General features: G+C 71.0%; 30 protein-coding genes. 25 read left to right on the top strand and 5 right to left on the bottom strand.

The genetic code is table 11. The annotated features are described in order from the left end of the window. Positions 1 to 33 precede the first annotated feature (33 nt). Together AB1K56_RS17670 and ffh are read left to right on the top strand one after the other, a co-directional pair. Positions 34 to 582 (top strand): TetR/AcrR family transcriptional regulator, encoded by a 549-nt coding sequence (locus AB1K56_RS17670; protein ID WP_371206724.1) that lies wholly within the window; start codon positions 34 to 36, stop codon positions 580 to 582. A gap of 296 nt (positions 583 to 878) precedes the next feature. Next, positions 879 to 2,423: a signal recognition particle protein gene (gene ffh / locus AB1K56_RS17665; RefSeq protein ID WP_371206723.1), complete on the top strand. Its 1,545-nt coding sequence runs from the start codon at positions 879 to 881 to the stop codon at positions 2,421 to 2,423. A 14-nt stretch (positions 2,424 to 2,437) separates the two neighbouring features. On the opposite strand, the gene AB1K56_RS17660 is transcribed toward ffh, so the two are convergent. Beyond that, a complete protein-coding gene (locus tag AB1K56_RS17660) occupies positions 2,438 to 3,181 on the bottom strand; it encodes an SGNH/GDSL hydrolase family protein (RefSeq protein ID WP_371206722.1) in 744 nt (247 codons plus the stop codon). A gap of 49 nt (positions 3,182 to 3,230) precedes the next feature. Further along, complete coding sequence (locus AB1K56_RS17655; RefSeq protein WP_371206720.1) at positions 3,231 to 4,394, bottom strand: glutamate--cysteine ligase; 1,164 nt, start codon at positions 4,392 to 4,394, stop codon at positions 3,231 to 3,233. Between the two features lie 222 nt (positions 4,395 to 4,616). Between AB1K56_RS17655 and rpsP the strand changes: the two genes are divergently transcribed. From rpsP to trmD, 4 genes are read left to right on the top strand one after another with little or no spacing between them, the layout of a single operon-like run. Next, entirely contained in the window at positions 4,617 to 5,030 is a 414-nt protein-coding gene (gene rpsP / locus AB1K56_RS17650; protein WP_136585448.1) for a 30S ribosomal protein S16, read from the top strand. 5 nt (positions 5,031 to 5,035) lie between these two features. Continuing rightward, entirely contained in the window at positions 5,036 to 5,266 is a 231-nt protein-coding gene (locus AB1K56_RS17645) for an RNA-binding protein (protein ID WP_056230892.1), read from the top strand. Next, a complete protein-coding gene (rimM, locus tag AB1K56_RS17640; RefSeq protein ID WP_264630963.1) occupies positions 5,266 to 5,922 on the top strand; it encodes a ribosome maturation factor RimM in 657 nt (218 codons plus the stop codon). Before AB1K56_RS17645 ends, rimM begins: the two co-directional genes overlap by 1 nt. A gap of 1 nt (position 5,923) precedes the next feature. Next, positions 5,924 to 6,613, top strand: coding sequence for a tRNA (guanosine(37)-N1)-methyltransferase TrmD (gene trmD, locus AB1K56_RS17635; protein WP_371206719.1), 690 nt, complete (start codon positions 5,924 to 5,926; stop codon positions 6,611 to 6,613). Between the two features lie 145 nt (positions 6,614 to 6,758). Here trmD and map read toward each other — a convergent pair whose 3' ends face one another. Beyond that, positions 6,759 to 7,541 (bottom strand): type I methionyl aminopeptidase, encoded by a 783-nt coding sequence (map, locus tag AB1K56_RS17630; RefSeq protein WP_264630961.1) that lies wholly within the window; start codon positions 7,539 to 7,541, stop codon positions 6,759 to 6,761. A gap of 142 nt (positions 7,542 to 7,683) precedes the next feature. Between map and AB1K56_RS17625 the strand changes: the two genes are divergently transcribed. The 10 genes from AB1K56_RS17625 to AB1K56_RS17580 all read left to right on the top strand — a co-directional run bounded on the left by AB1K56_RS17625 (position 7,684) and on the right by AB1K56_RS17580 (position 15,650). Next, positions 7,684 to 8,175, top strand: coding sequence for an MFS transporter permease (locus tag AB1K56_RS17625; RefSeq protein WP_371206718.1), 492 nt, complete (start codon positions 7,684 to 7,686; stop codon positions 8,173 to 8,175). A gap of 185 nt (positions 8,176 to 8,360) precedes the next feature. Next, complete coding sequence (gene rplS, locus AB1K56_RS17620) at positions 8,361 to 8,708, top strand: 50S ribosomal protein L19 (RefSeq protein ID WP_043363166.1); 348 nt, start codon at positions 8,361 to 8,363, stop codon at positions 8,706 to 8,708. 140 nt (positions 8,709 to 8,848) lie between these two features. Next, on the top strand, positions 8,849 to 9,601 hold the full coding sequence (gene lepB, locus AB1K56_RS17615) for a signal peptidase I (protein WP_136585452.1): 753 nt from the start codon (positions 8,849 to 8,851) through the stop codon (positions 9,599 to 9,601). Further along, positions 9,598 to 10,251 carry a ribonuclease HII gene (locus tag AB1K56_RS17610; protein WP_371206717.1) on the top strand — a complete coding sequence of 218 codons (654 nt, stop codon included), beginning with the start codon at positions 9,598 to 9,600 and terminating at the stop codon, positions 10,249 to 10,251. The genes lepB and AB1K56_RS17610 overlap by 4 nt, the downstream gene beginning before the upstream one ends. 77 nt (positions 10,252 to 10,328) lie before the next feature. Further along, complete coding sequence (locus tag AB1K56_RS17605) at positions 10,329 to 10,652, top strand: DUF2469 family protein (protein ID WP_055836674.1); 324 nt, start codon at positions 10,329 to 10,331, stop codon at positions 10,650 to 10,652. A gap of 93 nt (positions 10,653 to 10,745) precedes the next feature. Continuing rightward, positions 10,746 to 11,108: a YraN family protein gene (locus tag AB1K56_RS17600; RefSeq protein ID WP_371206716.1), complete on the top strand. Its 363-nt coding sequence runs from the start codon at positions 10,746 to 10,748 to the stop codon at positions 11,106 to 11,108. Continuing rightward, positions 11,105 to 12,631: a YifB family Mg chelatase-like AAA ATPase gene (locus tag AB1K56_RS17595; RefSeq protein WP_371206715.1), complete on the top strand. Its 1,527-nt coding sequence runs from the start codon at positions 11,105 to 11,107 to the stop codon at positions 12,629 to 12,631. The genes AB1K56_RS17600 and AB1K56_RS17595 overlap by 4 nt, the downstream gene beginning before the upstream one ends. Next, positions 12,628 to 13,812 carry a DNA-processing protein DprA gene (gene dprA, locus AB1K56_RS17590; RefSeq protein WP_371206714.1) on the top strand — a complete coding sequence of 395 codons (1,185 nt, stop codon included), beginning with the start codon at positions 12,628 to 12,630 and terminating at the stop codon, positions 13,810 to 13,812. Before AB1K56_RS17595 ends, dprA begins: the two co-directional genes overlap by 4 nt. A gap of 143 nt (positions 13,813 to 13,955) precedes the next feature. Further along, positions 13,956 to 14,969, top strand: a complete 1,014-nt coding sequence (locus AB1K56_RS17585; protein ID WP_371206713.1) for a tyrosine recombinase XerC — start codon at positions 13,956 to 13,958, stop codon at positions 14,967 to 14,969. Positions 14,970 to 15,008: 39 nt separating this feature from the next. Next, positions 15,009 to 15,650, top strand: coding sequence for a DUF3060 domain-containing protein (locus tag AB1K56_RS17580; protein ID WP_371206712.1), 642 nt, complete (start codon positions 15,009 to 15,011; stop codon positions 15,648 to 15,650). 8 nt (positions 15,651 to 15,658) lie between these two features. Here the strand turns inward: AB1K56_RS17580 and AB1K56_RS17575 are convergent, their stop codons facing one another. Then, complete coding sequence (locus tag AB1K56_RS17575; RefSeq protein WP_371206711.1) at positions 15,659 to 16,171, bottom strand: murein hydrolase activator EnvC; 513 nt, start codon at positions 16,169 to 16,171, stop codon at positions 15,659 to 15,661. 312 nt (positions 16,172 to 16,483) lie between these two features. On the opposite strand from AB1K56_RS17575, the gene rpsB reads away from it, so the two are divergent. The 9 genes from rpsB (at position 16,484) to AB1K56_RS17530 (ending at position 23,296) form a co-directional block, all read left to right on the top strand. Further along, positions 16,484 to 17,347: a 30S ribosomal protein S2 gene (rpsB, locus tag AB1K56_RS17570; RefSeq protein ID WP_371206710.1), complete on the top strand. Its 864-nt coding sequence runs from the start codon at positions 16,484 to 16,486 to the stop codon at positions 17,345 to 17,347. Positions 17,348 to 17,562: 215 nt separating this feature from the next. Next, a complete protein-coding gene (tsf, locus tag AB1K56_RS17565) occupies positions 17,563 to 18,390 on the top strand; it encodes a translation elongation factor Ts (protein ID WP_136585461.1) in 828 nt (275 codons plus the stop codon). A 144-nt stretch (positions 18,391 to 18,534) separates the two neighbouring features. After that, positions 18,535 to 19,254, top strand: a complete 720-nt coding sequence (gene pyrH, locus AB1K56_RS17560; RefSeq protein ID WP_136585462.1) for a UMP kinase — start codon at positions 18,535 to 18,537, stop codon at positions 19,252 to 19,254. 75 nt (positions 19,255 to 19,329) lie between these two features. Next, on the top strand, positions 19,330 to 19,884 hold the full coding sequence (gene frr, locus AB1K56_RS17555) for a ribosome recycling factor (RefSeq protein ID WP_076675969.1): 555 nt from the start codon (positions 19,330 to 19,332) through the stop codon (positions 19,882 to 19,884). A 5-nt stretch (positions 19,885 to 19,889) separates the two neighbouring features. Next, positions 19,890 to 20,939, top strand: a complete 1,050-nt coding sequence (locus AB1K56_RS17550; RefSeq protein WP_371206709.1) for a phosphatidate cytidylyltransferase — start codon at positions 19,890 to 19,892, stop codon at positions 20,937 to 20,939. Beyond that, positions 20,936 to 21,511: a DivIVA domain-containing protein gene (locus AB1K56_RS17545; protein WP_371206708.1), complete on the top strand. Its 576-nt coding sequence runs from the start codon at positions 20,936 to 20,938 to the stop codon at positions 21,509 to 21,511. Before AB1K56_RS17550 ends, AB1K56_RS17545 begins: the two co-directional genes overlap by 4 nt. A gap of 238 nt (positions 21,512 to 21,749) precedes the next feature. Then, positions 21,750 to 22,277 (top strand): transglycosylase SLT domain-containing protein, encoded by a 528-nt coding sequence (locus AB1K56_RS17540; protein WP_371206733.1) that lies wholly within the window; start codon positions 21,750 to 21,752, stop codon positions 22,275 to 22,277. Between the two features lie 9 nt (positions 22,278 to 22,286). Continuing rightward, positions 22,287 to 22,574, top strand: a complete 288-nt coding sequence (locus AB1K56_RS17535; RefSeq protein ID WP_264630951.1) for a hypothetical protein — start codon at positions 22,287 to 22,289, stop codon at positions 22,572 to 22,574. Next, positions 22,574 to 23,296, top strand: coding sequence for an alpha/beta hydrolase (locus tag AB1K56_RS17530; RefSeq protein ID WP_371206707.1), 723 nt, complete (start codon positions 22,574 to 22,576; stop codon positions 23,294 to 23,296). Before AB1K56_RS17535 ends, AB1K56_RS17530 begins: the two co-directional genes overlap by 1 nt. Before the next feature lie 2 nt (positions 23,297 to 23,298). Here the strand turns inward: AB1K56_RS17530 and AB1K56_RS17525 are convergent, their stop codons facing one another. After that, entirely contained in the window at positions 23,299 to 24,375 is a 1,077-nt protein-coding gene (locus tag AB1K56_RS17525; protein WP_136585467.1) for an AI-2E family transporter, read from the bottom strand. Positions 24,376 to 24,431: the final 56 nt, after the last annotated feature.

Here is a 24,431-nt window from a genome sequence, read left to right as displayed (position 1 = left end):
AATACATGGGGCCGTGCGATCTAGGCTGAGGGCGTGACCTCCGAGCCTCGCAGCGGCCGCCCGCGCGCCTCCTCGCGCGAGGTGCTGTCGGAAGCCGCCACCGAGCTGTTCCTCGAGCAGGGCTACGACGCCACCAGCGTGTCGGACATCACCCGACGCGCCGGAGTGAGCCGGTCGAGCTTCTTCAACTACTTCTCCGCCAAGAGCGACGTGCTGTGGTCGGGTTTCGACCAGCAGGCGGATGCCGGGATCACGCTCCTGCGCGAGGGGATACCGGTCGCCGACGCGCTGACGGCGATCGGCCGGGGCCTCGCCCCCGACGCGTTGGCCCTCGCGATCACCCACGCGGACGCGATGGGCATCGCCGTCGAACTCGACCGTGACCGCGCCGTGCGGCAGTTCCGGCTGCAGCGCGAGATCGCCTCGCGGCTCGCGCACGACGGGATGCCGGAGCTCGCCGCTCAGGTGCGCGGGGGTGCGCTCTCGGCTGCCGTCCTGGCCGCCGTCTGGGCGTGGGCGGACCGCACGGCATCGGGGCGCCCGCTCGTCGAGCTGCTCGAAACCGCGATCGCCCTGACGTGAACGGGGGCCGGCGCCGCGGCATCCGCGATTCGGGAGACCGCGGTCGACGCGTGACCTCAGCGATCCGGCCGCCCTCCGTCGCGTCGGGCCTCTCTCGTGCTGAGCTCGTGCAGCTTGCTGGAGTCCTGACGCAACGCACTCGCGCGCCGCGGGGACACGACCTCCGCGATTCGCGCAACCTCCGTGACAGCGGGCGGCTTCGGGCTGAGTTCGCGCAGATCGCTGAGGTCGCGCCACCGGGCCCGTCCCCGGTGAGGGCGGCGAATGCGCCCCGGCCCGCGTAAACTCGACTCATCATGGCGACTTTCGGCACCCTCTCCGACCGGCTCACAGAGACCTTCCGCAACCTCCGGAAGAAGGGCCAGCTCACGCCCGCCGACGTCGACGGGACGGTGCGCGAGATCCGTCGTGCCCTCCTCGACGCCGACGTGGCCCTGCCCGTCGTCAAGGAGTTCACCGCCGCCGTCCGCGAACGCGCGCTCGGCGACGAGGTCAACCGCGCGCTGAACCCGGCGCAGCAGGTCGTGCAGATCGTCAACGACGAGCTCATCGGCATCCTCGGCGGGCAGCAGCGCCGCCTGCAGTTCGCCAAGAACCCGCCGACGGTCATCATGCTCGCCGGCCTCCAGGGCTCGGGAAAGACCACCTTCGCCGGCAAGCTCGCGAAGATGCTCGAGAAGGACGGCCACACCCCGCTCCTCGTCGCGTGCGACCTGCAGCGCCCCAACGCCGTCAACCAGCTCCAGGTCGTCGCCGAGCGCGCCGGGGCCGCGATCTACGCGCCCGAGCCGGGCAACGGCGTCGGCGACCCCGTGAAGGTCGCCCGCGACGGTGTCGCGTACGCCACGCGTCAGCAGCACGACATCGTCATCATCGACACCGCCGGTCGCCTCGGCGTCGACGCCGAGCTGATGAAGCAGGCCGCCGACATCCGCAAGGCGACCCAGCCCGACGAGGTGCTCTTCGTCATCGACGCCATGATCGGCCAGGATGCCGTCAACACGGCGAAGGCGTTCCAGGACGGCGTCGACTTCACCGGTGTCGTGCTGTCGAAGCTCGACGGCGACGCCCGCGGTGGCGCCGCGCTGTCGGTCGCCTCGGTCACCGGTCGCCCCATCATCTTCGCGTCGACCGGTGAGGGACTCGACGACGTCGAGCCGTTCCACCCCGACCGCATGGCATCCCGCATCCTCGACCTCGGTGACATCCTCACCCTCATCGAGCAGGCGCAGCAGGCCTTCGACGAAGCCGAGGCGATGAAGGTCGCCGAGAAGCTCGCGACGGAGACCTTCACGCTCGAGGACTTCCTCGAGCAGATGCAGCAGATGAAGAAGATGGGCTCCATGAAGAAGATGCTCGGGATGCTCCCGGGCATGGGGAACATGAAGCAGCAGCTCGAGGACTTCGACGAGCGCGAGATCGACCGCACCGAGGCCATCATCCGCTCGATGACGCTGGCCGAGCGTCGCAACCCCAAGATCCTCAACGGCTCGCGCCGCCTGCGCATCGCGCGCGGTTCGGGCATGACCGTCACCGACGTCAACCAGCTCGTGCAGCGCTTCGACCAGGCCGCCAAGATGATGAAGACCGTCGCGCGCGGGGGAGTGCCCAACATCCCCGGCATGGGTCCCGTCGGCGGCAAGCCCGGTGCATCGAGCAAGCGCGGCAAGCAGCAGAAGGCGAAGGGATCGCGCTCCGGCAACCCCGCCAAGCGCGCCGCCGAGAACGCCGGCATCGCGGCATCCGCCCCCGCCACAGGTTCGGGCTTCGGCCTGGGCGGAGCGAAGGCGCCGAGCGAGGCCGACCTCGCCGAGCTTCAGAAGATGCTCGGCCGCGGCTGACCGCCGCCGGCGTCCTAGGGCAGGACGTCGGCGTCCTGCAGGGCCGACATGACGGTCTGCTCGATCGCGCGCTGACCACGGGCGGTGGGATGGACGTCGTCCTCCTGCATCCATTCGGGGTGGCCGCGCAGCGGCTGTCCGACGTCGAGGAACGTTCCGCCCACCGACTCCACGGCGTCACGCAGGGCGTCGGAGGTGACGGCGGTGTCGTCCGGCACCTCGTCCTCGTCGTTCCAGATGGTGCTGAGGCCCACGATGCGCGCCTCGGGAGCCGCGTCGTGCAGCTCGGTCACGGTGTCGGAGGTGTCGGCGCGGATCTCGTCGGCATCCTCCCAGAAGTCGTTGCTCGAGGACTCCACGATCAGCAGCTGCGGCTGAAGGGCGGCGACCGCCGGCACGAAACCGGCGTAGGTCGTGCCGCAGTCGCCCTGCACGACGAAACCCATGCCGGGGCACGCGAGGTTGGTCATCGTGACGGTGTCGCGACCGGCCAGGAGCACCGGCCACGCCTCGGCGGGGTCGAGGCCGAAGCCCGACATGAGCGAATCGCCGAGGGCGACGGTGCGCACGGGCGCGGGCGCCGACGCCGGGGCACCCGTGACCGTCGCGGTCGGGTGCGGTGTCGGCAGCTCGGCGGCGCCGAACGACGGCGCGGGCGCGGCGTCGACCGGTTCGGCCGCGCAGCCCGCGAGAAGCGTCACCGCTCCCGTGCACAGGGCCAGCAGCGAGATCGCCCACGCGCGGCGTCCGGAGGTCATGACGCGATCCTAAGAGGACGCGCCTATGAGCGAGCGCGGAGACTGCCCTTTAGACGCGCAGGGCGGCGAGGTGCTCCCGCAGTGTGGGGCCGCCGCGGAACTCGCGGATGAGGTGGTGGACGACCTCGCGGAGGTCTCCGTCGGCCGCCTCGGCGACGGCGATCTGCCGCGCCGAACTGCCGCCGGTGGCGAGGATCGTCTCGAGGCTCGCGAATTCGCGCGCGCACTTGAGCTCGAGCGCGACGTCGGCGAGCTCCTCCATCGTCTCGCGCAGGTGCTCCACGACCGGTCGCTGCGTGCCCTCCCGGTCGACGATCACCCGCGCGTCCAAACCGTAGCGGGCGGCGCGCCACTTGTTCTCGCGCGCGTACCAGGGCGGGATGCCGGGCAGTTCGCGTCCCTCGTCGAGGAGGCGCGAGAAGTGCTCCACGAGGGTCTGCGCCAGGGCGGCGACCGCCGCGAGTTCGGGCAGCGTCGACATGCCGTCGCACGCGCGGATCTCGACCGTGCCCCACCTGGGCGCCGGTCGGATGTCCCAGCGCACCTCGCTGGCATCCGCCATGACGCCCGTGCGCACCATGTCGTCGAGGTAGCCCTCGAAGTCGTCCCACGTCTGCAGCTGCCAGGGGAGGCCCGCGGTCGGCAGCTGCTGGAAGACCAGGGCGCGGTTGGAGGCGTAGCCCGTGCGCTCCCCGGCCCAGAAGGGGCTGGATGCCGAGAGCGCCTGCAGGTGGGGGAGGAAGACGGTCAGGGCGTTGACGATCGGGACGACCTTGTCGACGTCGTCGACGCCGATGTGCACGTGGATGCCCCAGATCATCATGTTGCGTCCCCACCACTGCGTGCGCTCGATGAGGGTGTGGTAGCGCGTCTTGTCGGTGACCTGCTGATCGAACCACTGCGCGAAGGGGTGGCTGCCCGCGCACAGCAGCTCGACGCCGCGGGGCTCCGTCTCTTCGCGGAGGGCGCAGATGGCGTCGCCGATGTCGTCGACCGCCTCGGCGACGGTGTGACCGACCCCGCTGGTCACCTCGACGGTGTTGGTGAGAAGTTCCCCGGTGACCGTGAACCGCTCGAGGGCCGACTTCTCCTCGAGCTCGTCGAGGATCTCGGGAGCGCGGGGGACGAGGTCGCCGGTCTCGCGGTCGGCGAGCATGAGCTCCCACTCCAGACCCACGGACGAACGCGTCGATGCAGCGAACGGCAGCCTCATGCGGTCAGTCTGACACGGGGTCCCGACCCGCGGACCGTCCGCTACCCTCCGTGTCGCGGCGTGTCGCCTGTCACCGCGGGGTCCGAGCGTCTGGCAGAATAGAGGGCTGGACCCGCTACTCGACCCTCTATCCAGTATCGGTCCACCCTTTTGAGCTTCCGCCGGGTGTGCACCCCACTCTCCAGGCGTTCGGTTCGTTCGTTTTCATCATTTGGAGTCATCGTGGCTGTCAAGATCCGTCTCAAGCGCCTCGGAAAGATCCGCGCGCCCTACTACCGCATCGTCGTCGCCGACTCGCGCACCAAGCGCGACGGTCGCGTCATCGAGGAGATCGGCAAGTACCACCCGACCGAGGAGCCCTCGTTCATCGAGGTCGACTCGGAGCGCGCGCAGTACTGGCTGTCGGTTGGCGCCCAGCCCACCGAGCAGGTCGCCGCCATCCTCAAGCTCACGGGCGACTGGGGCAAGTTCAAGGGCGACAAGGACGCGAAGTCCACCGTCAAGGTCCGCGAAGAGAAGGCCGCCTACGAGGCCGACTCGTCGAAGAAGTCGGTCATCAAGCCGAAGGCCGAGAAGAAGGCCGACGCTCCCGCCGAGGCGCCCGCTGAGGACGCCGCCGAGACCTCGGCCGAGTAATCCCCGTGCTTTCCGCCGCGCTCGAACACGTCGTCAAGGGGATCGTCGATCACCCGGATGCCGTGACCATCCGTTCCAGCTCCTCGCCCCGCGGCGACGTGCTGGAGGTTCGCGTGCACCCCGATGACCGGGGCCGCGTGATCGGGCGCGGCGGACGCACCGCCAAAGCACTGCGTACGGTGGTGTCGGCTCTCGCCGACGGCCGCCGTGTGCGCGTCGACGTCGCCGACGACTGATGGCGACCGGCGACACCGCGGGCGCCCAGCCCGCCAAGACCCAGCTCCGCGTCGGGCGTCTCGTCAAGGCGCACGGGCTCAAGGGAGCCTTCAAGCTCGAGCTCTACACCGACGACCCCGACGGGCGCTTCACGCCCGGGAGCACCTTCACCCTGCAGGTTCCGGAATCCTCGCCGTGGCACGGCCGCGAGCTGACGGTCCGCGAGTTCCGCTGGATGAACTCCCACCCGGTGGCGTTCTTCGAGGGCGTCGACGACCGCACGGCCGCCGAAGAGCTCGTGAAGGCGATCCTCTGGATCGACCAGGACACCGACGACGCGCCCGCCGAAGACGACGCGTGGTACGACCACCAGCTCGTCGGCCTCGACGTCGTGCGCGAGGGAGCGGTCATCGGCCGTGTCACGCGGGTCGACCACTTCCCGGCGCAGGATCTGCTCATCGTCACCCCGTCGGGCGACGACCGCGAGGTGCTCGTGCCGTTCGTCAGCGCGATCGTGCCCGAGGTCGACATCGCCGGGGGCCGCGTCGTCGTGACGCCGCCCGCGGGCCTGTTCGAAGAGCTGCCGCCCGAGGCCGACGACGAACCCGCCCCGACCGAGGTCGAGACGCCGCAAGACGACGCAGCCGCTGACGCCGCCGCCGACCGCGAGGACTGACGTGCGCATCGACGTCGTGTCGATCTTCCCGACCATCTTCGACGCGCTTGAGGTCTCGCTGCTCGGAAAGGCCCGGCAGACCGGCCTTCTCGACGTGCGCGTGCACGATCTTCGCGACTTCACGCACGACCGCCACCGCACGGTCGACGACACGCCCTACGGGGGCGGCGCCGGAATGGTGATGAAGCCGGAGCCCTGGGGCGAGGCGCTCGACATGATCGTCGGCGACGCCGCCCCGCGGCCCGTCATCGTCTTCCCCTCGCCCGCGGGGGAGCGCTTCACGCAGTCGATCGCCCGCGAGCTCTCGACGGCCCCGCATCTCGTGTTCGGCTGCGGTCGCTACGAGGGGATCGACGAGCGCGTCTTCGACTACGCCGCGGAGCACGGCGACGTGCGCCTGCTCTCTCTCGGCGACTACGTGCTCAACGGCGGGGAGGTCGCCGTGATGGCGATGGTCGAGGCGATCGGCCGCCTCGTCCCCGGCGTCGTCGGCAACCCCGAGAGTCTCGTCGAGGAGTCCCACGAGGACGGCCTGCTCGAGTACCCCTCGTACACCAAGCCCTCGGTCTGGCGCGATCGCGAGGTCCCGCCGGTGCTGCTCAGCGGCAACCACGGCGCCGTCGCGTCCTGGAGACGCGAGCAGCAGCTCGAGCGCACGCGCGTACGCCGTCCCGACCTCCTCGCCGACTGAGTCCGCTCGGTACGGCGGGCTGGGGCCGGCCTTCCGGTGGCATGGGGCGCGCGAATCCGGGGCGTTCCCGGACGGAGCGTCGCCGCCGAGCGGCCGGAGACGACGGATGCCGCGACCTCGGGGCCGCGGCATCCGGATGCCGGCGTCAGTCGACGCCGAGGAACGAACGGTCGGTGAGGACGATCGGGCCGTCTGCGGTGATCGCCACCGTGTGCTCGGAGTGCGCCCCGCGCGAGCCGTCGGCGCTGCGGAGGGTCCAGCCGTCGGGGTCGGTGACGAGCTCGTCGGTGGTCTGCAGGAACCACGGCTCCAGGGCGACCACCAGGCCCGCGCGCAGCGGGTAGCCGCGTCCGGCCTTGCCGTCGTTGGCGACGTGCGGGTCGCCATGCATGGTGCGACCCACGCCGTGTCCGCCGAAGTCGGTGTTGATGCTCAGCCCCTCCGCGCGCGCGACGGCGGCGACGGCGGCCGAGATGTCGCCGATCTTGTGCCCGACCGTCGCGGCGTCGATCGCGGCCGCGAGGGCGCGCTCGGTGGTGTCGATGAGGGCCAGGTCTTCGTCGCGAGGCGTTCCGACGACGAAGGAGACGGCGGAATCGGCGACCCAGCCGTCGACGGAGGCCGCGAAGTCGAGCGAGACGAGGTCGCCGTCGCGCAGCGCGTAGTCGTGGGGGAGTCCGTGCAGGACGGCGTCATTGATCGAGGTGCACAGCACCTTGCCGAAGGGGCTCGCACCGAAGGAGGGGTGGTAGTCGATGTAGCACGACTCGGCCCCGGCCGCGCGGATCATGTCGTGCGCGCGACGGTCGAGGTGCAGGAGGTTCGTGCCCACCTTCGTCTCGTCGCGCAGCGTGGCGAGAACCTCCGCCACGAAGCGGCCCGCGGGGCGCATCGCGTCGATCTCGGCCGGCGTACGCAGTTCGATCATGGTGGTTCCCTTTCGTCGAACTCCCATTCTCTCCGATCGATGTCGACGTGCACGCGGATGCGGATGCGAATGCGGATGCAGACGGGCCCGCGCCATCGGATCCTCAAAGGCGCCGCACATGCTCGACGCCTAGCATCGGCTCATGGTGCTGCGTCGACTGTTCTTCCGCTGGTTGTTCCCGGCCGCCTTCGTGTTGCCGCTGTGGCTCTTCGTGGGCTGGATCGTGTTCTCCGGCGGCAGCGGCTGGGCCCTGCTCTGGCTGATCGTCGCCGTGCCCGCGGTGTTCGTGTCGCAGCTGCTCCTGACGCTGCTCATCCGTGCGCGGGCGAGCGTCCGCGAGAGCCGGGCGGTGTCGTGGCGCGATCTGGGCGGCCTCGGCCTCTGGCACGTCGTGATCTTCGCGCTCGGGCTGTTCGACTCGCGCGTGTTCTTCCCTCTGCTCGTGCTGTCGGTCGTCGGCGCTCTCGTGCTCTTCTGGTCGTCGCTCGCGCAGGTGTGGAACGAGGCGCGCGGCGCGGTGACGGTTCTGCACGCCACGGACGGCACCGCGTACATCCCGCCGGCCCCGGAGCGCCCCCAGCCCCGCGTGGAGGGCGACGTGATCGTGGTGTCGGAGACGCGTCGGCCGGACTGAGCCCGGAGAGCCGGGACTTCGGACGGGACGTTTTGGCGGCCGCGCCCCGACGTGGCAGAATAACCCTTTGTGCCCTGACCGGCTCTGCCTCAGGGGAGTCCGCCGCATCCCGCGGCCTCGGGCACGCCTTACCTTTTCCCTTTTATCGTGCGATCGACCTGTGGCGGTCGCAGGAAGTGACGATCATGCAGATCCTCGACTCCGTCGACGCGGCTTCGCTGCGCTCCGACATCCCCGCCTTCGGCCCCGGCGACACCGTCAAGGTGCACGTCAACATCACCGAGGGAAACCGCTCGCGTATCCAGGTGTTCCAGGGCGTCGTCATCGGCCGCTCGGGCGACGGCGTGCGCGAGACCTTCTGCGTCCGCAAGGTCAGCTTCCAGGTCGGCGTCGAGCGCACCTTCCCGGTCCACAGCCCCGTGATCGACCACATCGAGGTCGTCACGCGCGGTGACGTGCGTCGCGCCAAGCTGTACTACCTGCGCAACCTGCGCGGCAAGAAGGCCAAGATCAAGGAGAAGCGCGACCGCTGAGTCGACTCTCTTCGAACGCCCCGTGGATTTCACCACGGGGCGTTCGGCGTTTTCGCGGCGACGTGGTCACGGGCCGGTGGCCGGGTGTGCGACCCTTGTTGCTGCGGTTCTCCGGTGTGCGGGGACCCGGTGAAGGAAACATGAGCGACCAGACCGCCTCGACCCCGGATGCCACCTCCTCGGCATCCCGTTCCACCGTCCGCCGCCGGGGCTGGGGGGCGTTCCTGCGCGACCTGCTGGTGATCGTCGTGATCGCGCTGCTGGTGTCGTTCCTGGTCAAGACCTTCGTCGTGCGCTCGTTCTACATCCCGTCGGCGTCGATGGAGAACACGCTGATGATCAAGGACCGCATCCTCGTCGACGAGCTGACCCCGCGGTTCGGCGAGTACTCCCGGGGCGACGTCGTGGTCTTCCGCGATCCGGGCGGATGGCTCGACAACACGCCGACCCCGCAGCGGTCGCCCGTCGTCGAGGGAGTCGACTGGGTGCTCTCGCTGTTCGGCCTCTCCGCGCCCGACAGTGACGACCACCTCATCAAGCGCGTGATCGGCACGGCCGGCGACCACGTGGTGTGCTGCAACGCCCTGGGGCAGACGACCGTCAACGGCGTCCCGCTCGACGAGAGCTACGTGCGCCTCGCGCCGGGAGCGACGGCCCCCGAACCCGTCCCGTACGACGTGACCGTGCCCGAGGGGTCGCTGTGGGTCCTGGGTGACAACCGCAACTCCTCGCGCGACTCGCGCTTCAACCAGGCGCAGCCGGGGCAGGGCTTCGTCCCCGTGGACAACGTCGTCGGACGTGCCTTCCTGATCACCTGGCCGTTCGACCGCTTCGGCCTCATCGACTTCCACCACGAGGTGTTCGCGGGGGTGCCCGCGCCGGGGGCCCCGTGATCGAGCCCACCCTGACCCTGGAGCGTCGGCTGCTCAAGCAGCACTCCCTCGTCATCGCCTGCGACGAGGTCGGACGCGGCGCCCTCGCCGGCCCCGTCGCCGTGGGGGCGGTCGTGCTCGACGCGGCGCGCTCGCGCAAGCGCGTGCCGGCCGGCCTGCGGGACTCGAAGCTCGTGCCCGAGGCGCGTCGCCCCGAACTCGCCGCGCGGGCGGCGGCGTTCGTGCAGCACAGCGCCGTGGGCTGGGCCAGTTCGGTCGAGATCGACGAGATCGGCATCATCCGGGCGCTGGGTCTCGCCGCCGTCCGGGCGATCGCCGACCTCCGCGCGCACGGCGTCGTCGCCGAGGACGCCCTCGTCATCCTGGACGGCAACCACGACTACATCACCCCGGCGGGCGAGCCTCAGCTGACGGTGACGCCCATCGTCAAGGCCGACCGCGACTGCGCGAGTGCGGCCGCGGCATCCGTCATCGCCAAGGTCGCGCGCGACACCCTGATGACGGGACTGCACGACGATCTGCCCGCCTACGGCTGGGCGCGCAACAAGGGCTACGCGAGCCTCGATCATCGCTCGGCGATCACGGAGCACGGGATGAGCGTGCACCACCGGCACTCGTGGGCGATCGCCGCGGCCCCGACACTGTTCTGACCTCCCCGCACGGCGGACGCGCCCGGGGGAGGGCCCGTGCGGCTCGCTCCGCGTCACCCGCCTAGGATGGGAGGACCATGGATGACGACGTCTTCGAGGACTACGACCGCGAACTCGAACTGGCCCTGTACCGCGAGTACCGCGATGTCGTGCGCCAATTCACCTACGTGATCGAGACCGAGCGTCGGTTCTACCTCGCGAACGACGTGAACGTCGTGCGCCGCGACACCGAGCACGACTTCTACTTCGAGATCTCGATGACCGACGTGTGGGTGTGGGACATCTATCGCGCCGACCGCTTCGTGAAGTCGGTGCGGGTGCTGACGTTCAAGGACGTCAACGTCGAAGAGCTCTCGCGCCACGACTTCCAGCTGCCCGACGAGCTCTCGCTCGACAACTGACGACTCCTCCCCACCCCTCGTCCTTGTCGTTTCGTCCACGGATGAGCGGATCCGTCCCCGCGCGCGGATGAGCAGGATGCCACGCTCTCGGGCATGGCAGCGAAAGACGACCTCGGCAGAGCCGGAGAAGACCGCGCCGTCGCGTATCTGATCGACGACGGCTACCGCATCCTCGCGCGCAACTGGCGGTGCCCCCAGGGCGAGATCGACATCGTCGCGGAGCGCGCGGACAGCCTCGTCGTGGTCGAGGTGAAGACCCGTCGGAGCGAGGACTACGGTCATCCCTTCGAGGCCGTGGACCGACGCAAGGCGGAGCGTCTGTGGCGCCTGTCGATGGCCTGGATCGCGCAGCATCCGGAGCACGCGCAGGGCAGGCGACTCCGTGTCGACGTGATCGGCCTGGTGGGCGACGACCCCGCCGCGGCGCGTCTCGAACACCTCGAGGACGCCCTGTGACCGTCGCGCGGACGTGGGCCGTCGCCTTGACGGGGCTTCGCGGCGATCTCGTCGAGGTGGAGGCCGACGTCTCGTCGCAGACGCCGGAGTTCGCGATCATCGGTCTCGCCGACAAGGCCCTGGGCGAGGCGGGCCGGCGCGTGCGCAACGCCTGCGCGAACCGCGGACTCGATCTCCCCAAGCGACGCATCACCGTGAATCTCTCGCCCGCGAGCCTGCCCAAGCGCGGGTCGGGGTTCGACGTGGCGATCGCCGTCGCCGCCCTCGCCACGTCGGTGCGGATGGATGCCGCGAGCGTCGCGCAAACGGTCCACATCGGCGAGCTGGGTCTCGACGGCCGCCTGCGTCCCGTCGCGGGAGTGCTGCCCGCCGTCGTCGCCGCCCGTGCGGCAGGGCTCCGCAGGGTGGTCGTCCCCGCGGCGAACGCGGCCGAGGCGGCCCTCGTCGAGGGCGTCGAGGCGCGGGCCGCCACCTGCCTCGCCGACGTCGTCCGGTGGCACGGAGGGAGCAGCGACGCTCCGGAGCTGACGGCCGTCGCCCTTCCCGAGGCCCCTGAGCCGTCGGACGCCGGGCTCGACCTGGCCGACGTCGTGGGCCAGCGGGAGGCCGTCGACGCCCTCGTCGTGGCGGCGGCCGGCGGACACCACATCCTCATGAGCGGGCCGCCGGGGGCGGGCAAGACGATGCTCGCGCGGCGGTTGCCGGGCATCCTGCCCCCGCTCGACGACGACGCGGCGCTGTCGGTGGCCTCGGTGCGCTCCCTCGCGGGGGAGGCCGTGACGCGGCTCTCGCGGACACCCCCGTTCGAGAGCCCGCACCACGGCGCGACGGCGGCCGCGCTCATCGGGGGCGGCTCGGGGGTCATCCGTCCCGGAGCCATCGCGCGGGCGAGCGAGGGGGTGCTGTTCCTCGACGAGGGCGGCGAGTTCCCGGCCAGCGTGCTCGACGCCCTGCGCCAGCCTCTCGAGAACGGGGTGATCCAGGTCCACCGGTCGGGCGTGACCGCGACGTATCCGGCGCGTTTCCAGCTCGTGGTCGCGACCAACCCGTGTCCGTGCGGTCAGTACGGCGTGCCGGGCGGGAGATGCGAGTGCGCACCCCAGGCGATTCGTCGCTACACCCGTCGACTCTCGGGGCCCCTTCTCGATCGCATCGACATCGACCTGCGGCTGCAGCGCGTGTCGTCCGCGCGCCGAGACGACGCCGCGCTCGCGATGACGTCGACGCAGGCCCGGGCGGTGGTCTCCGAAGCTCGTGCGCGAGCGGCGCGCCGCTGGATCGAGACGCCGTGGCGGCGCAACGCGGACGTCCCCGGCACGTGGCTGCGCGGGCCGGCCGCCCCGGGCGGCGACGTGCTCGCGCCCCTCGACTCCGCCCTGCGCCGCGGTGCCCTCACGCTGCGGGGCTACGACCGTCTGCTGCGCGTCGCGTGGACCGTCGCCGACATCGCCGGGCACGAGCGACTCGACGGAGCCGACATCGGTCGAGCGCTCTACCTGCGACGGGGGGCGAACGCCGCATGACGACCCCCGACCTGTCGGAGGGCTTCGCCCGCGCCGCGATCGACGGGCTGCGCCCGGGGGAGGATGCCGCGGTGACCGGCGATCCCGTGGAGGCCTACGCCCGCGCCGTGTGGAGCGTCCTCGTCGAGCCGGGCGACAGCGAGGCCGGGGTCCTGATCGCGGCGGTCGGTGCGGCGGCGGCGTTGCGCGTGGTGGCCGAGGCGCGGGGCGACGCGCTCGACCGCGCCCGGGAGCGATGGCTGCCGAGGATGCGAGCCTCGGCCGTCGCGTCGGCTCTCGATGCGGCACGCCGGTGCGGGGCGAGACTCGTCGTGCCGGGCGACGGCGACTGGCCCGTCCGCGTCGACGATCTCGACGCGCACGCTCCGGTCGCGCTGTGGCGGCGCGGAACGGGGGCACCGGCGGCCGCGCCCGCCGTGGCCCTGGTGGGCGCGCGGGCCGCGACCGCGTACGGCGAAGGCGTCGCCGTCGACCTCGCGGCGGATCTCGCGACCGCCGGCGTGGTCGTGGTCTCGGGCGCGGCCTACGGCATCGACGGGGCCTGTCACCGGGGGGCTCTCTCCGCGGGAGGTCGGTCCGTGGCCTTCCTCGCCGGGGGAGTGGATCGACCGTACCCGCGGGGACACGAGGGACTCCTGGACCGCATCGCGGCGACCGGCGCCGTGTGGAGCGAGACGCCGTGCGGTTCCGCACCCACCAAATGGCGGTTCCTGGCCCGGAACAGGCTGATCGCGGCTCTCGCCGATGCGGTCGTGGTCATCGAGGCGGGATGGCGCAGCGGCTCGCTCAACACCGCCGGTCACGCGGCGAGCCTCGGGCGGCGGCTCGGGGCTGTTCCGGGGCCCGTCACGAGCGCGGCGTCGGCGGGCTGTCATCGGGTGCTGCGGGAGTTCGACGGCGTGTGCGTGACCTCGGCGGCCGACGTCCTCGAGATGCTCGGTGCGGGCGCCCCGACACAGCCCGCGGTCGTCGGCGGCGCCACCGACGACACCACACGACTCTTCGACGCCCTCTCGCCGAGGTCGGCGCGCTCGATCGACGACGTGGCGCGACGAAGCGGCTTGGCACGGGGCCAGGCCGAGATGCTGCTCGGATTCGCCGAGTTGGAGGGGCGCGCCGTGCGCGACGACGGCGGTGCGTGGCGCTCCGTGAGCCGCGGGCCGGGCTCGGGCCCGGGCTGACGACGGGGGTGGGCGCGGGAGCGCGTCGGTCTCGGGCCCGGGCTGACGACAAAGAAGGGCGCGAGAGCGCGACGGGCGATCGGGCTCTCCGTCTCCCCGCGCGTGCTCCGGGGTCCCCGGCGATCGCACGCCACAGTGGACGGGTGCGCACCTCAGCAGCGGTCCGGGCCTACCTGACCCACCTGTCGGATGTCCGGCGCCTGTCCGCAGCCACGGTCCGCGCCTACCGCTCCGACCTCGACGACCTGGTGCGGGCTCTCGACGACCCCGAGATCACCGCCATCGACGTCGAGGGCCTGCGCGAGTGGCAGTGGCGCGCGGCGCAGTCGGGATTGTCGAAGGCCACGGCGGCGCGTCGTGCATCGACCGTGCGCGGCTTGTTCGCCTGGGCAAGCGAGACCGGCCTCGTGACCGCGGATCCGTCCGCACGGCTCGTCTCGCCCAAGCGAGGGCGCACGCTGCCGGCGGTCGCGACCGAGGACGCCCTGTCCGATGTCCTGTCCGAGGCGGCCGCCCGGGCGCGGGAGGGCGACCCCCTTGCGCTGCGCGACCACGCCCTGCTGGAACTGATCTACGGCTCGGGTGCGCGCGTGTCGGAGATCTGCGGGCTCGACGTCGACGAGATCGACCACGAGCGACGGACCCTGCGGTTGCTCGGAAAGGGCGACAAAGAACGTGTGGTCCCGTTCGGGCTCCCCGCCGAACACGCCCTTCAGGCCTACTTGGTGAGGGGCCGCCCCGCCCTGAGGGCCCGGGCGGTGGAGTCCGATCCCGAACGCGCGGAGAGCGCCGCCGAGCGCAGCGGCGCCTCCCCTGGCCGGGGCGGCGCTGCATCCCCGGGAGGAGGCGCGTCCCCGCCCTCTCGGCCGCGAGGCTCCGCGCGCGCCGTCTTCCTCGGCGCGAAGGGGGCACGTCTCAACCCCCGCGCAGTGCACGCCCTGGTCTCGCGGACCGTGGGACCCCGACTGGGCACGGAGGCGCTGGGCCCCCACGCCCTCCGACACTCCGCCGCCACGCACCTGCTCGATGGCGGGGCGGACCTCCGCGCCGTCCAGGAGATCCTCGGTCACGCCAGCCTGGGCACCACGCAGATCTACACCCACGTCTCGGCGGAGCGATTGCGCGAGGCCTACCGTCTCGCGCACCCCCGAGCGTGACGCTGGCGTGCGCGCCGGGGCACCCCGTACCGTGAAGGGGTGACGACCCGTCGATTCGCCCTCGCCGGGGCCGGTGCCCTCCTCACCGTCCTGGTCGTCGCATCCTGCGCGGCGCAGCCTCAGCCCGTGGAAACACGCCTCCCACCCGGCTACGGGGCCTCCAGCGCCCCGTCTGCGGCATCCGTCCCCTCTCCCTCCGTCGTGACGACATCTCCCGCACCGGACGCGCAGCCCACCCCCGCTCCGATCGTCACGGTGTCCCCGGCTCCGTCCTCCCCGGGCGACGACGCGGGTGCCCTCACGTGCGCCGACGGGGGAAGTCAGAGCATCTCCGGCGCGGAGCAGACGATCCGCCTCACCGGAACGTGCGGCGAGGTGACGGTGTCGGGTTCGGCCCTCACTGTCGACGCCTCCGGTGCCACGATCGGGACTCTCCGGATCTCCGGCGACCGCGCGCGCGTGACCGCGGCGGGCATCGACGCGCTCGTCGTTCAGGGGAACGACGGATCGGTCGGCTCCGCGGGCGCGATCGGCAGCGTCGACCTGAGCGGGGACCGCACCACCGTGGAAACGGCGGGAGCGATCGCCACGGTCGCCGTGCGCGACCAGGACAACGTCGTGCGGGCCGACGGAGGCGTGGGCTCCTCGACGGTGGAGGGACGCGGGAACACGGTCGGCTGACCCCCGATTCAGCAGCAGGGGAGGAGGACCGCGCGCGGAACCCCGCCCAGGAGGAGCAGCGGGTTGATGTACTCGCCCTTGAGTCGGACGCCGAGGTGCACGGTCCCCGGCGCCGTGTGTCCACCGCGGCTCACGACCGCGATCCGCTGGCCCTTCCGCACGTGGTCCGACACCGCGAGGTCGGAGTCCACCGGCTCGTAGGAGCTGACGAGACCGCCGCCGTGGTCGATCGTCAGGACGCCGCGCCCCGCGACCTCGCCCCGGAAGGCGACGACCCCGTCGGCGGGCGCCAGGACATCGGTGCCGACGACGTCGATGCCGCGGTGTCCCGGGCCGTAGGGGTGGGCGGGCGCTTCGTAGGGGCGGACGATCCGCACCGGGGCGACCGGCCACGTCCAGCCGCGATCGAGTACCGGGGCGGCGGCCGCGGCGCCCGTCGGAGTGACGGCGAGAAGGAATGTCGCGACGAGTACGAAAGCGGATGCGAGGAGCCGGAGGCGAGGCGTGAGCGACGGACGCATGTCGCGAGTCTGGTCACTTCGCTCGCTCCCCGCGGGCGCGCGCGGTGGGGCGGGGGATGAACGGGGGCGCGCACGCGAGGGGGAGGACCCGTCCTGTATGCTGAGAGGTGCATCCCGCTCGTTGGGATGACTCCGCGTGCCCACAGCGCACCGTGTCGATCTGCGATCGGCGCACCGCGCGGCATCCACACCCCATGGTCCTCCGCTCCGGCGGTGGCGGGTGTGCGCCGGGCACCAGGCTCGCCAGACGGTCCGTCTGGCGCGAACAACCACAACCACGGCGCGAAAGCGCCCAGAAACAGGAGTACGACCATGGCCGTCGTCACCATCCGCCAGCTGCTCGACAGCGGCGTTCACTTCGGACACCAGACCCGCCGGTGGAACCCGAAGGTCAAGCGCTTCATCCTGACCGAGCGCAGCGGCATCCACATCATCGACCTGCAGCAGTCGCTCGGGTACATCGACAAGGCGTACGAGTTCGTCAAGGAGACCGTCGCGCACGGCGGCACCATCCTCTTCGTCGGCACCAAGAAGCAGGCGCAGGAAGTCCTCGCCGAGCAGGCGACCCGCGTGGGCCAGCCCTACGTCAACCAGCGTTGGCTCGGTGGCCTCCTCACCAACTTCCAGACGGTGTCGAAGCGCCTCGCCCGCATGAAGGAGCTCGAGGAGCTCGACTACGAGAACCCGGCTGAGAGCGGCTTCACCAAGAAGGAGCTGCTGCTCAAGAAGCGCGAGCTCGACAAGCTGCACAAGTCCCTGGGCGGTATCCGCAACCTGCAGAAGACCCCCTCGGCCATCTGGGTCGTCGACGCCAAGCGCGAGCACCTCGCGGTCGACGAGGCCAAGAAGCTGGGCATCCCCGTCATCGGCATCCTCGACACGAACGCCGACCCCGACGAGTTCCAGTACCCGATCCCCGGCAACGACGACGCGATCCGCTCGGTGAGCCTGCTCACGCGCATCATCGCCGACGCCGCGGCCGAGGGCCTGATCCAGCGTCACCAGCCCGCCGGTGAAGATGAGGCCGCCGAGCCCCTCGCCGAGTGGGAGCGCGAGCTGCTCGAGACCCCCGCCGAGTCGACCGAGGCCCCGGCCGCCGAGTTGACCGACGAGGCTCCTGCCGCCGAGGCGACCGAGGCTCCCGCCGCCGAGGCCGAGGCCACCGACAGCAAGTAAGCCGCGAGGCACTCCGTTCGCCTTCGCGTGAACGGCGCGCCACCCGCACAGGCTACGATCCGGCGGGGTCGTGACCGCGTCCGCTCTGCGGTGCGAGACACGATCCCGCCGGGCTCCTCTTCCAATCGGGATCGTGACCGCTTCCGCTCTGCGGCGCGAGACACGATCCCGTCGGGCTCACATCTAGAACGCAAACGACAAGGAGACGCCACACCATGGCAAACTTCACGATCGCCGACATCAAGGCTCTGCGCGAGCAGCTCGGCACGGGCATGGTCGACACCAAGAAGGCGCTCGAAGAGGCCGACGGCGACGTCGAGAAGGCCGTCGAGATCCTGCGTCTCAAGGGCGCGAAGGGCAACGCGAAGCGTGCCGACCGCTCGACGAGCGAGGGCCTCGTGGTCGCTCGCGAGAACGCCGGCTCGGTCACGCTGCTCGAGCTCGCCTGTGAGACCGACTTCGTCGCCAAGAACGAGCGCTTCATCGCTCTGGCCGACAAGGTCGTCGACGCGGCAGCCGCCGCGGGCGCCGACTCGGTCGAGGCCGCTCTGGCCGCCGACGCCGAGGGCAAGACCGTCGAGCAGCTCATCTCCGACGAGGCCGCGATCATCGGCGAGAAGGTCGAACTCCGCCGCGTGCGCACGATCTCGGGCGACAAGTTCGAGGTCTACCTGCACAAGACCAGCAAGGATCTGCCCCCGCAGGTCGGCGTGGTGCTCGCCTACACCGGTGACGACGCCGAGACCGCTCGCTCGATCGCGCAGCACATCTCGTTCGCGAACCCCTCGTACCTCACCCGCGACGCCGTGCCCGAGGCCGACGTCGAGAAGGAGCGCGAGATCGTCACCGAGATCTCGCGCAACGAGGGCAAGCCCGAGGCCGCCCTGCCGAAGATCGTCGAGGGCCGCGTCAACGCGTTCTTCAAGCAGGTCGCCCTGCTCGACCAGGACTACGCGAAGGACAACAAGCTGTCCGTCGCCAAGGTCGCGTCCGACGCCGGTCTCACCCTGACCGACTTCGCCCGCTTCAAGGTCGGCGCGTAACCCTTCGACAGGCTCAGGGCCCGTCATAAGGCCCGGGATGCCATGGCATCCCGGGCCTTTTCCCTGCCCGCGCTCCGATCGGTTCCGCCGTATCGGTCCGCCACAGCGGGGAGATAGTTTGTTCAAGACGAGAGGACACCACACGTGATCGATGAAGCCACCAAGCGCCGCCGGGTTCTGCTCAAGCTGTCGGGGGAGGCGTTCGGCGGAGGCCAGTTGGGTGTCAACCCCGACGTGGTCAGCCAGATCGCCCGTGAGATCGCCGAGGCGGTGGACCGGGTCGAGATCGCGATCGTGGTCGGCGGCGGCAACTTCTTCCGCGGCGCCGAGCTCAGCCAGCGGGGCATGGACCGCGGGCGTGCCGACTACATGGGCATGCTCGGCACCGTGATGAACTCCCTCGCCCTCCAGGACTTCCTCGAGCAGGCGGGAGCGGCCACGCGCGTGCAGTCCGCGATCTCGATGACCCAGGTGGCCGAGCCGTACATCCCGCGCCGCGCGGTGCGGCACCTCGAGAAGGGGCGCGTCGTGATCTTCGGCGCCGGCGCGGGTCTGCCGTACTTCTCGACCGACACCGTCGCCGCCCAGCGGGCCCTGGAGATCGGCGCGACCGAGGTGCTCGTCGCGAAGAACGGCGTCGACGGCGTCTACACCGCCGACCCGCGCGTGGACCCCAGCGCCACCAAGCTCGACCACCTCACCTACAACGACGCCCTGCAGAAGGGGCTCAAGGTGGTCGATTCGACGGCGTTCAGCCTCTGCATGGACAACGGCATCGACATGCGCGTGTTCGGCATGGAGCCGGCCGGCAACGTCACCCGTGCCCTGCTCGGCGACGAGATGGGAACGCTCGTCACCGCGTGACGCGCCGCGCGGGCCCGGGGAGCCGGGCCCGCGCGCGACTAGAGTGGGAAGTCAGTTCCAACGAATGGAGTCACCGTGATCGCCGATGTCCTCGCCGATGCCGGAGCGCGTATGGATCGCGCCGTGGAGGCCGCCAAGGAGGACTTCGCGACCGTCCGCACCGGACGCGCGAACCCCCAGATGTTCCAGAAGGTCCTGGTCGACTACTACGGGTCGCCCACCCCTCTCGCCCAGCTCGCCTCGCTGAACAACCCCGAGGCACGCACGCTCGTCATCAACCCCTACGACAAGTCCGCGTTGAAGGCCATCGAACAGGCCATCCGCGACATGCCGAACCTGGGCGTCAACCCCACGAACGATGGCACCATCGTGCGCGTCACCATGCCCGAGCTCACCCAGGACCGTCGCAAGGAATACGTCAAGATCGTGCGCGGCAAGGGCGAGGACGCCAAGGTGCAGGTGCGCAACCTCCGCCGCAAGGCGAAGGACGACCTCGACGCCCTCAAGAGCGACGTCGGCGAGGACGAACTCGTCCGCGCCGAGAAGGAGCTCGACGCCGTCACGCGCACGCACGTCGACCTGATCGACGAGGCGCTCAAGCGCAAAGAGGCAGAGCTCCTCGAGGTCTGACCCGCATGCCCGACGTCCCTGAGACCGGCGATGCCGCGCCGGTCGACCCGCTCGACGGCCGTCGGGGTGGGTCGACGCGCCGTTCCCCGGGTACCGGCGAAGGGGTGACGGCGATCGAGTCGCAATTGCGCGCGATGCGGTCGGATGCCGAGCAGCACATCGCCCACGCGCGGGCGGAGTTCGATCAGGCCAACGAGCGTCTGAAGCAGCGGACGGGTCGCGACGTCATCGTCGCCACGCTCATCGGGGTGGCGATCGGCGTGATCGTGATCGCCTCCCTGATCTTCGTCAAGTGGGCGTTCGTGCTGTTCGCCGCGGCGGCGATGGTGCTGGGCGTCCTCGAGTTCAGTCGAGCGCTGCGCGTCGCCGGTCGACGCGTCGACGTGGTGCCCCAGTTGGTGATGGGCTTCGTGCTGCTGCTCAGCGGATTCTTCCTCGGAGCCTGGGTGCACTGGACCGCCGCTCTCGTCGCCGTCAGCGTCGTGATCGTGTGGCGCTTGGTCGCGCAATTGTTCGCCGCCGACGGTCGCGCCCGCATCGAGGTGGTCGGCGACGTCCTCGTCGCCGGCTTCGTGCAGCTGTACGTCCCGTTCCTCACCAGTGTCGCCATGATTCTGCTGGCGCAGCCGCGGGGGGAGTGGTGGGTTCTGGCCTTCCTCATCCTCGCCGTGGCGGCCGACACGGGCGCCTACATCTCCGGTCTGACCTTCGGCCGCGGCGGGCGGCATCCGATGGCGCCGCGCATCAGCCCCAAGAAGACGTGGGAGGGCTTCGCCGGCGCGTGCGTCGCGGCGCTCGTCGCCGGTGCGCTGCTCGCCGCGTTCATGCTGCAGGTGCCGTGGTGGGCCGGTCTGATCTTCGGGGCCGTCGTGCTCGCGACTGCGACGGTCGGCGACCTCGGCGAGTCGATGGTCAAGCGCGACCTCGGCATCAAAGACATGAGCTCGTGGCTCCCCGGGCACGGGGGAGTGCTCGACCGCCTCGACTCGATCCTGCCGTCGGCGACGGCCGCTCTCGTGATGTTCTACCTGCTCGCCCCGTTGGGAGTGTCATGACCGAGACCCCGATCCACGACAGGGTGTCCGCGACGCCCTTCCCCGACGCGCCCGGGCGCGCGAAAGGGTACGAGAAGCGCGCCGTCGACGCGTTCCTCGCCCGCGCGCGTGAGGCCTTCGAGGCCGACGACGACGGCGTCCTGCGCTCGTCCGAGGTGCGCGCGGTGTCGTTCCCCCTGGTCCGCGGCGGCTACGCCGTGGCTCCGGTCGACGCCGCCCTCGGGCGGGTCGAAGACGCGTTCGCCGCTCGGGAGCGCGAGCACGCGCTGTCGCGCCTGGGTGCGCGCGCGTGGGTGGCCGAGACGCGCGACACCGCCCAGGTCGTCCTCGACCGGCTGAGCCGGCCCCGGGGGCAGAGGTTCGAGCGCGTGTTCTTCCTGCACTACGGCTACCGCGTCGACGAGGTCGACGTCGTGGCCGATCGGATCGCGCGCTATCTCGCCGCCGGCGACCCGGTGACTCCCGATCAGGTGCGCGCCGTGGCTTTCCGCCTCCAGCGCGGCGGTTACCGCGAGACCCAGGTCGACGCCGTGCTCGACGCGGTCGTCGAAGTCATGCTCGCCGTCGGATGAGCCCTCGGGATGACACCCGCCCCGGGGCGTCGGTAGACTCGTCGGCACTGTGACTTCTGGTTCGGATCTCTCGCGTCGATCGTCCGCCCGCGTCGCCCGTCGAGGCGCCGGGGCCGTCGATGTGATCCCCCCGGCACTCCCTCGTCGCGCGGCGCCGCGGTGGTCGCGTCGTCGCGGGGTGGTCGGCGTGTTCGGCGCCTGCGCCGCCGTGCTGTTCGCCGCGGCCTACGTCGGCCCCATGGGCGCCTCGCTGCTGCCCGCGCAGGCCGAGGAGCCGCATACGGTCACGCTCTACGCCGAGGGCCTCGGCGACACGCAGGCCGTGTCGACGACGGGCGAGAAGCAGGCCCCCGACCTGCAGCGCTCGAGCTACAACGTCTACGTGAAGCCGAAGCCCACGCCCACGCCGACGCCGTCGGCCACGCGCGACTCGGGCTCGTCCGCCGGCGACGGCGGCGGCAGCAGCGGTCCGCTCTTCTACACCGGCGGAGGCGCGCCGGCCGAGTGGATGGCCGCCGCCGGGATCTCCGAGTCCGACATGGGCTACGTCGACTACATCGTCAGCCGCGAGAGCGGATGGAACCCCAACGCCACGAACCGTTCGTCCGGCGCGTGCGGTCTCGTCCAGGCGCTGCCGTGCAGCAAGGTCCCCGGCAACGGGTACGACCCCGTCGACAACCTGCGGTGGGCCACCGGGTACGCCACGGGGCGCTACGGCAGCTGGGCGGGCGCGTACGCCTTCTGGACGAGCAACCACTGGTGGTGAGCGGCATCCATGCCCCGCTCGCGTAAGCGCCGCCCCGATCCGGGTCGCGGCGACGATTCCCTCGATCGCCTGATCGCGGGCTGGAAGCGCACCGAGGTTAAACGCGGCGCGGAGTGGACCGTCCAACCGCTCTCGGGGCCGCAGGCCGTGAAGGACTACGTGTGCCCCGGCTGCGGGCGAACCGTCACCGCCGGAACCCCTCACCTCGTCGTCTGGCGCGCGGACGGCGTGCTCGGCGATGCGGCGGACCTCGCCGCACGCCGGCACTGGCACACGCACTGTTGGAGGATCGCCTGATGGAGATTCGCGGACCCGTTCTACTCCCCGCCCGTCGCGAAGAGGTCGAGCTGCGCACGGTCGACGAGCTGACCCTCGTGGGCGAGCTCGCCCTCCCGCTCGAGCGCGAGCCCGTCGCGACCCTGGTGACCCTGCATCCGCTGCCCACGGCGGGCGGTTTCATGGACTCGCACATCCTCCGCAAGGCCGCGGGGCGGCTTCCCGCCCTCGCCGATCTCGCGGTGCTGCGGTTCAACACCCGAGGGACGACCTCTCCGCGCGGGACGAGCGAGGGCGCCTTCGACGGGGGCGCGAACGAGTGCTTCGACGTCGCCGCCGCGATGGATCTCGTGCGGGAGCGCGGCCTTCCGCGCCCGTGGCTGGTGGGGTGGTCGTTCGGCACCGAGCTCGCCTTGAAGTACGGTCGCGATCACGACATCGAGGGCGTCATCCTGCTCTCTCCGCCGCTGCATCGCGCGAGCGCCGACGAGGTCGCGGCGTGGGCGGGGGATCGGCGTCGCATGGTCGTGCTCGTGCCCGAGTTCGACGACTACCTGCGACCCCCCGAGGCGCGCGAGCGGTTCTCGTCGGTCCCGGATGCCACCCTCATCGCGGTCGAGGGGGGAAAGCACCTCTGGGTCGGCGAGACGCAGACCCGCCGCGTGCTGACCGAGATCGTCGCCGCCGTGAACCCCGACGCGCTGCCGCTGCCCATCGAGTGGGACGGCGACGTCGTCGACTGACCTCAGCGCTCGTTCTGCCGCGGGATGATGACCTCGCGGTAGATGATGAGGATGCTCGCGGCGACGGGGATCGCGATGAGGGCTCCGAGCAGGTTGAGCAGTGCCCCGCCCGCGAGCGCCGAGATCACGACGACCGATCCCGGCACCGACACCGCGCGGTTCATGATGCGCGGAGAGATGACGTACGCCTCGATCTGCATGTAGACGAGGTAGTAGATGGCGGCCGCGACGATGGCCCAGCCCGGCGTCCCGAGCCCCGGGATGAGGCACGTCAGGACGATGATCGTCGACCCCGTCAGAGTGCCGACGAGCGGGATGAGCGAGAAGAAGAACGCGATCACGGCGAGCACGGCCGGGAAGGGCGCGTTGATGATCGTCAGGAAGATCGCGCTCAGCACGCCGTTGATCACGCCCAGGCTGACCTGGCCCATGACGTAGTACCCGACGGAGTCGGTGATCTTCTCGGCGAGCTCGATGAACCGCGCACGCTTGGACGCCGGGACCAGCTGGTACACCGCCGACTTGAGCGAGGGGGTGGATGCCGTGAAGTAGATCGTCAGGATGAGCACGATGAACGCCCCGCCCAGGCCCGCCGCCACCGCGCCGGCCCCGGTGAGGAGGGAGTTGCCGATCGCCGTCGAGATGGAGCCGACGTCGAGGGTCGTGAACCAGTGCTGGACGCCCGCCCAGACCTCGTCGATCTTGAGCCAGGGGAGGGTGTCGGACGCCCACTGCTGCACCTGCGCGACCACCTCGTTCCAGCGGCCCGGTTGCAGCAGCTGCTCGATCTGAGCGACCAGCTGCGCGATCTGGCTGACGATGATGGGCACGACCATGAAGATGATCCCGGCGAAGATGCCGAGGACCGCCAGGATCGTCACCAGGACGGCCGCCCAGCGCGGCAGTCCGCGTCGCTCCAGGAACGAGACGACCGGGTCGAGGCCCAGGGAGAGGAAGAGCGCGGTACCGACGTACAGAAGGATCGTCGACAGGTTCTGCACACTGCCGATCAGCAGCAGGCCGACGCCGACGCCGAGCGTCGCCAGCAGCGCGACCCGGAAGGGATTGTGGATCTTCATGCCGAACGACTCCCGCCTCAGCCGGGCGAGCGTGCCCGTCTCGTCAGGATAGTGAC

Source organism: Microbacterium sp. BWR-S6Y (assembly GCF_041379845.1).
Taxonomy (GTDB): domain Bacteria; phylum Actinomycetota; class Actinomycetes; order Actinomycetales; family Microbacteriaceae; genus Microbacterium; species Microbacterium hydrothermale.
This window is presented reverse-complemented; position numbering and strand designations above follow the sequence as displayed.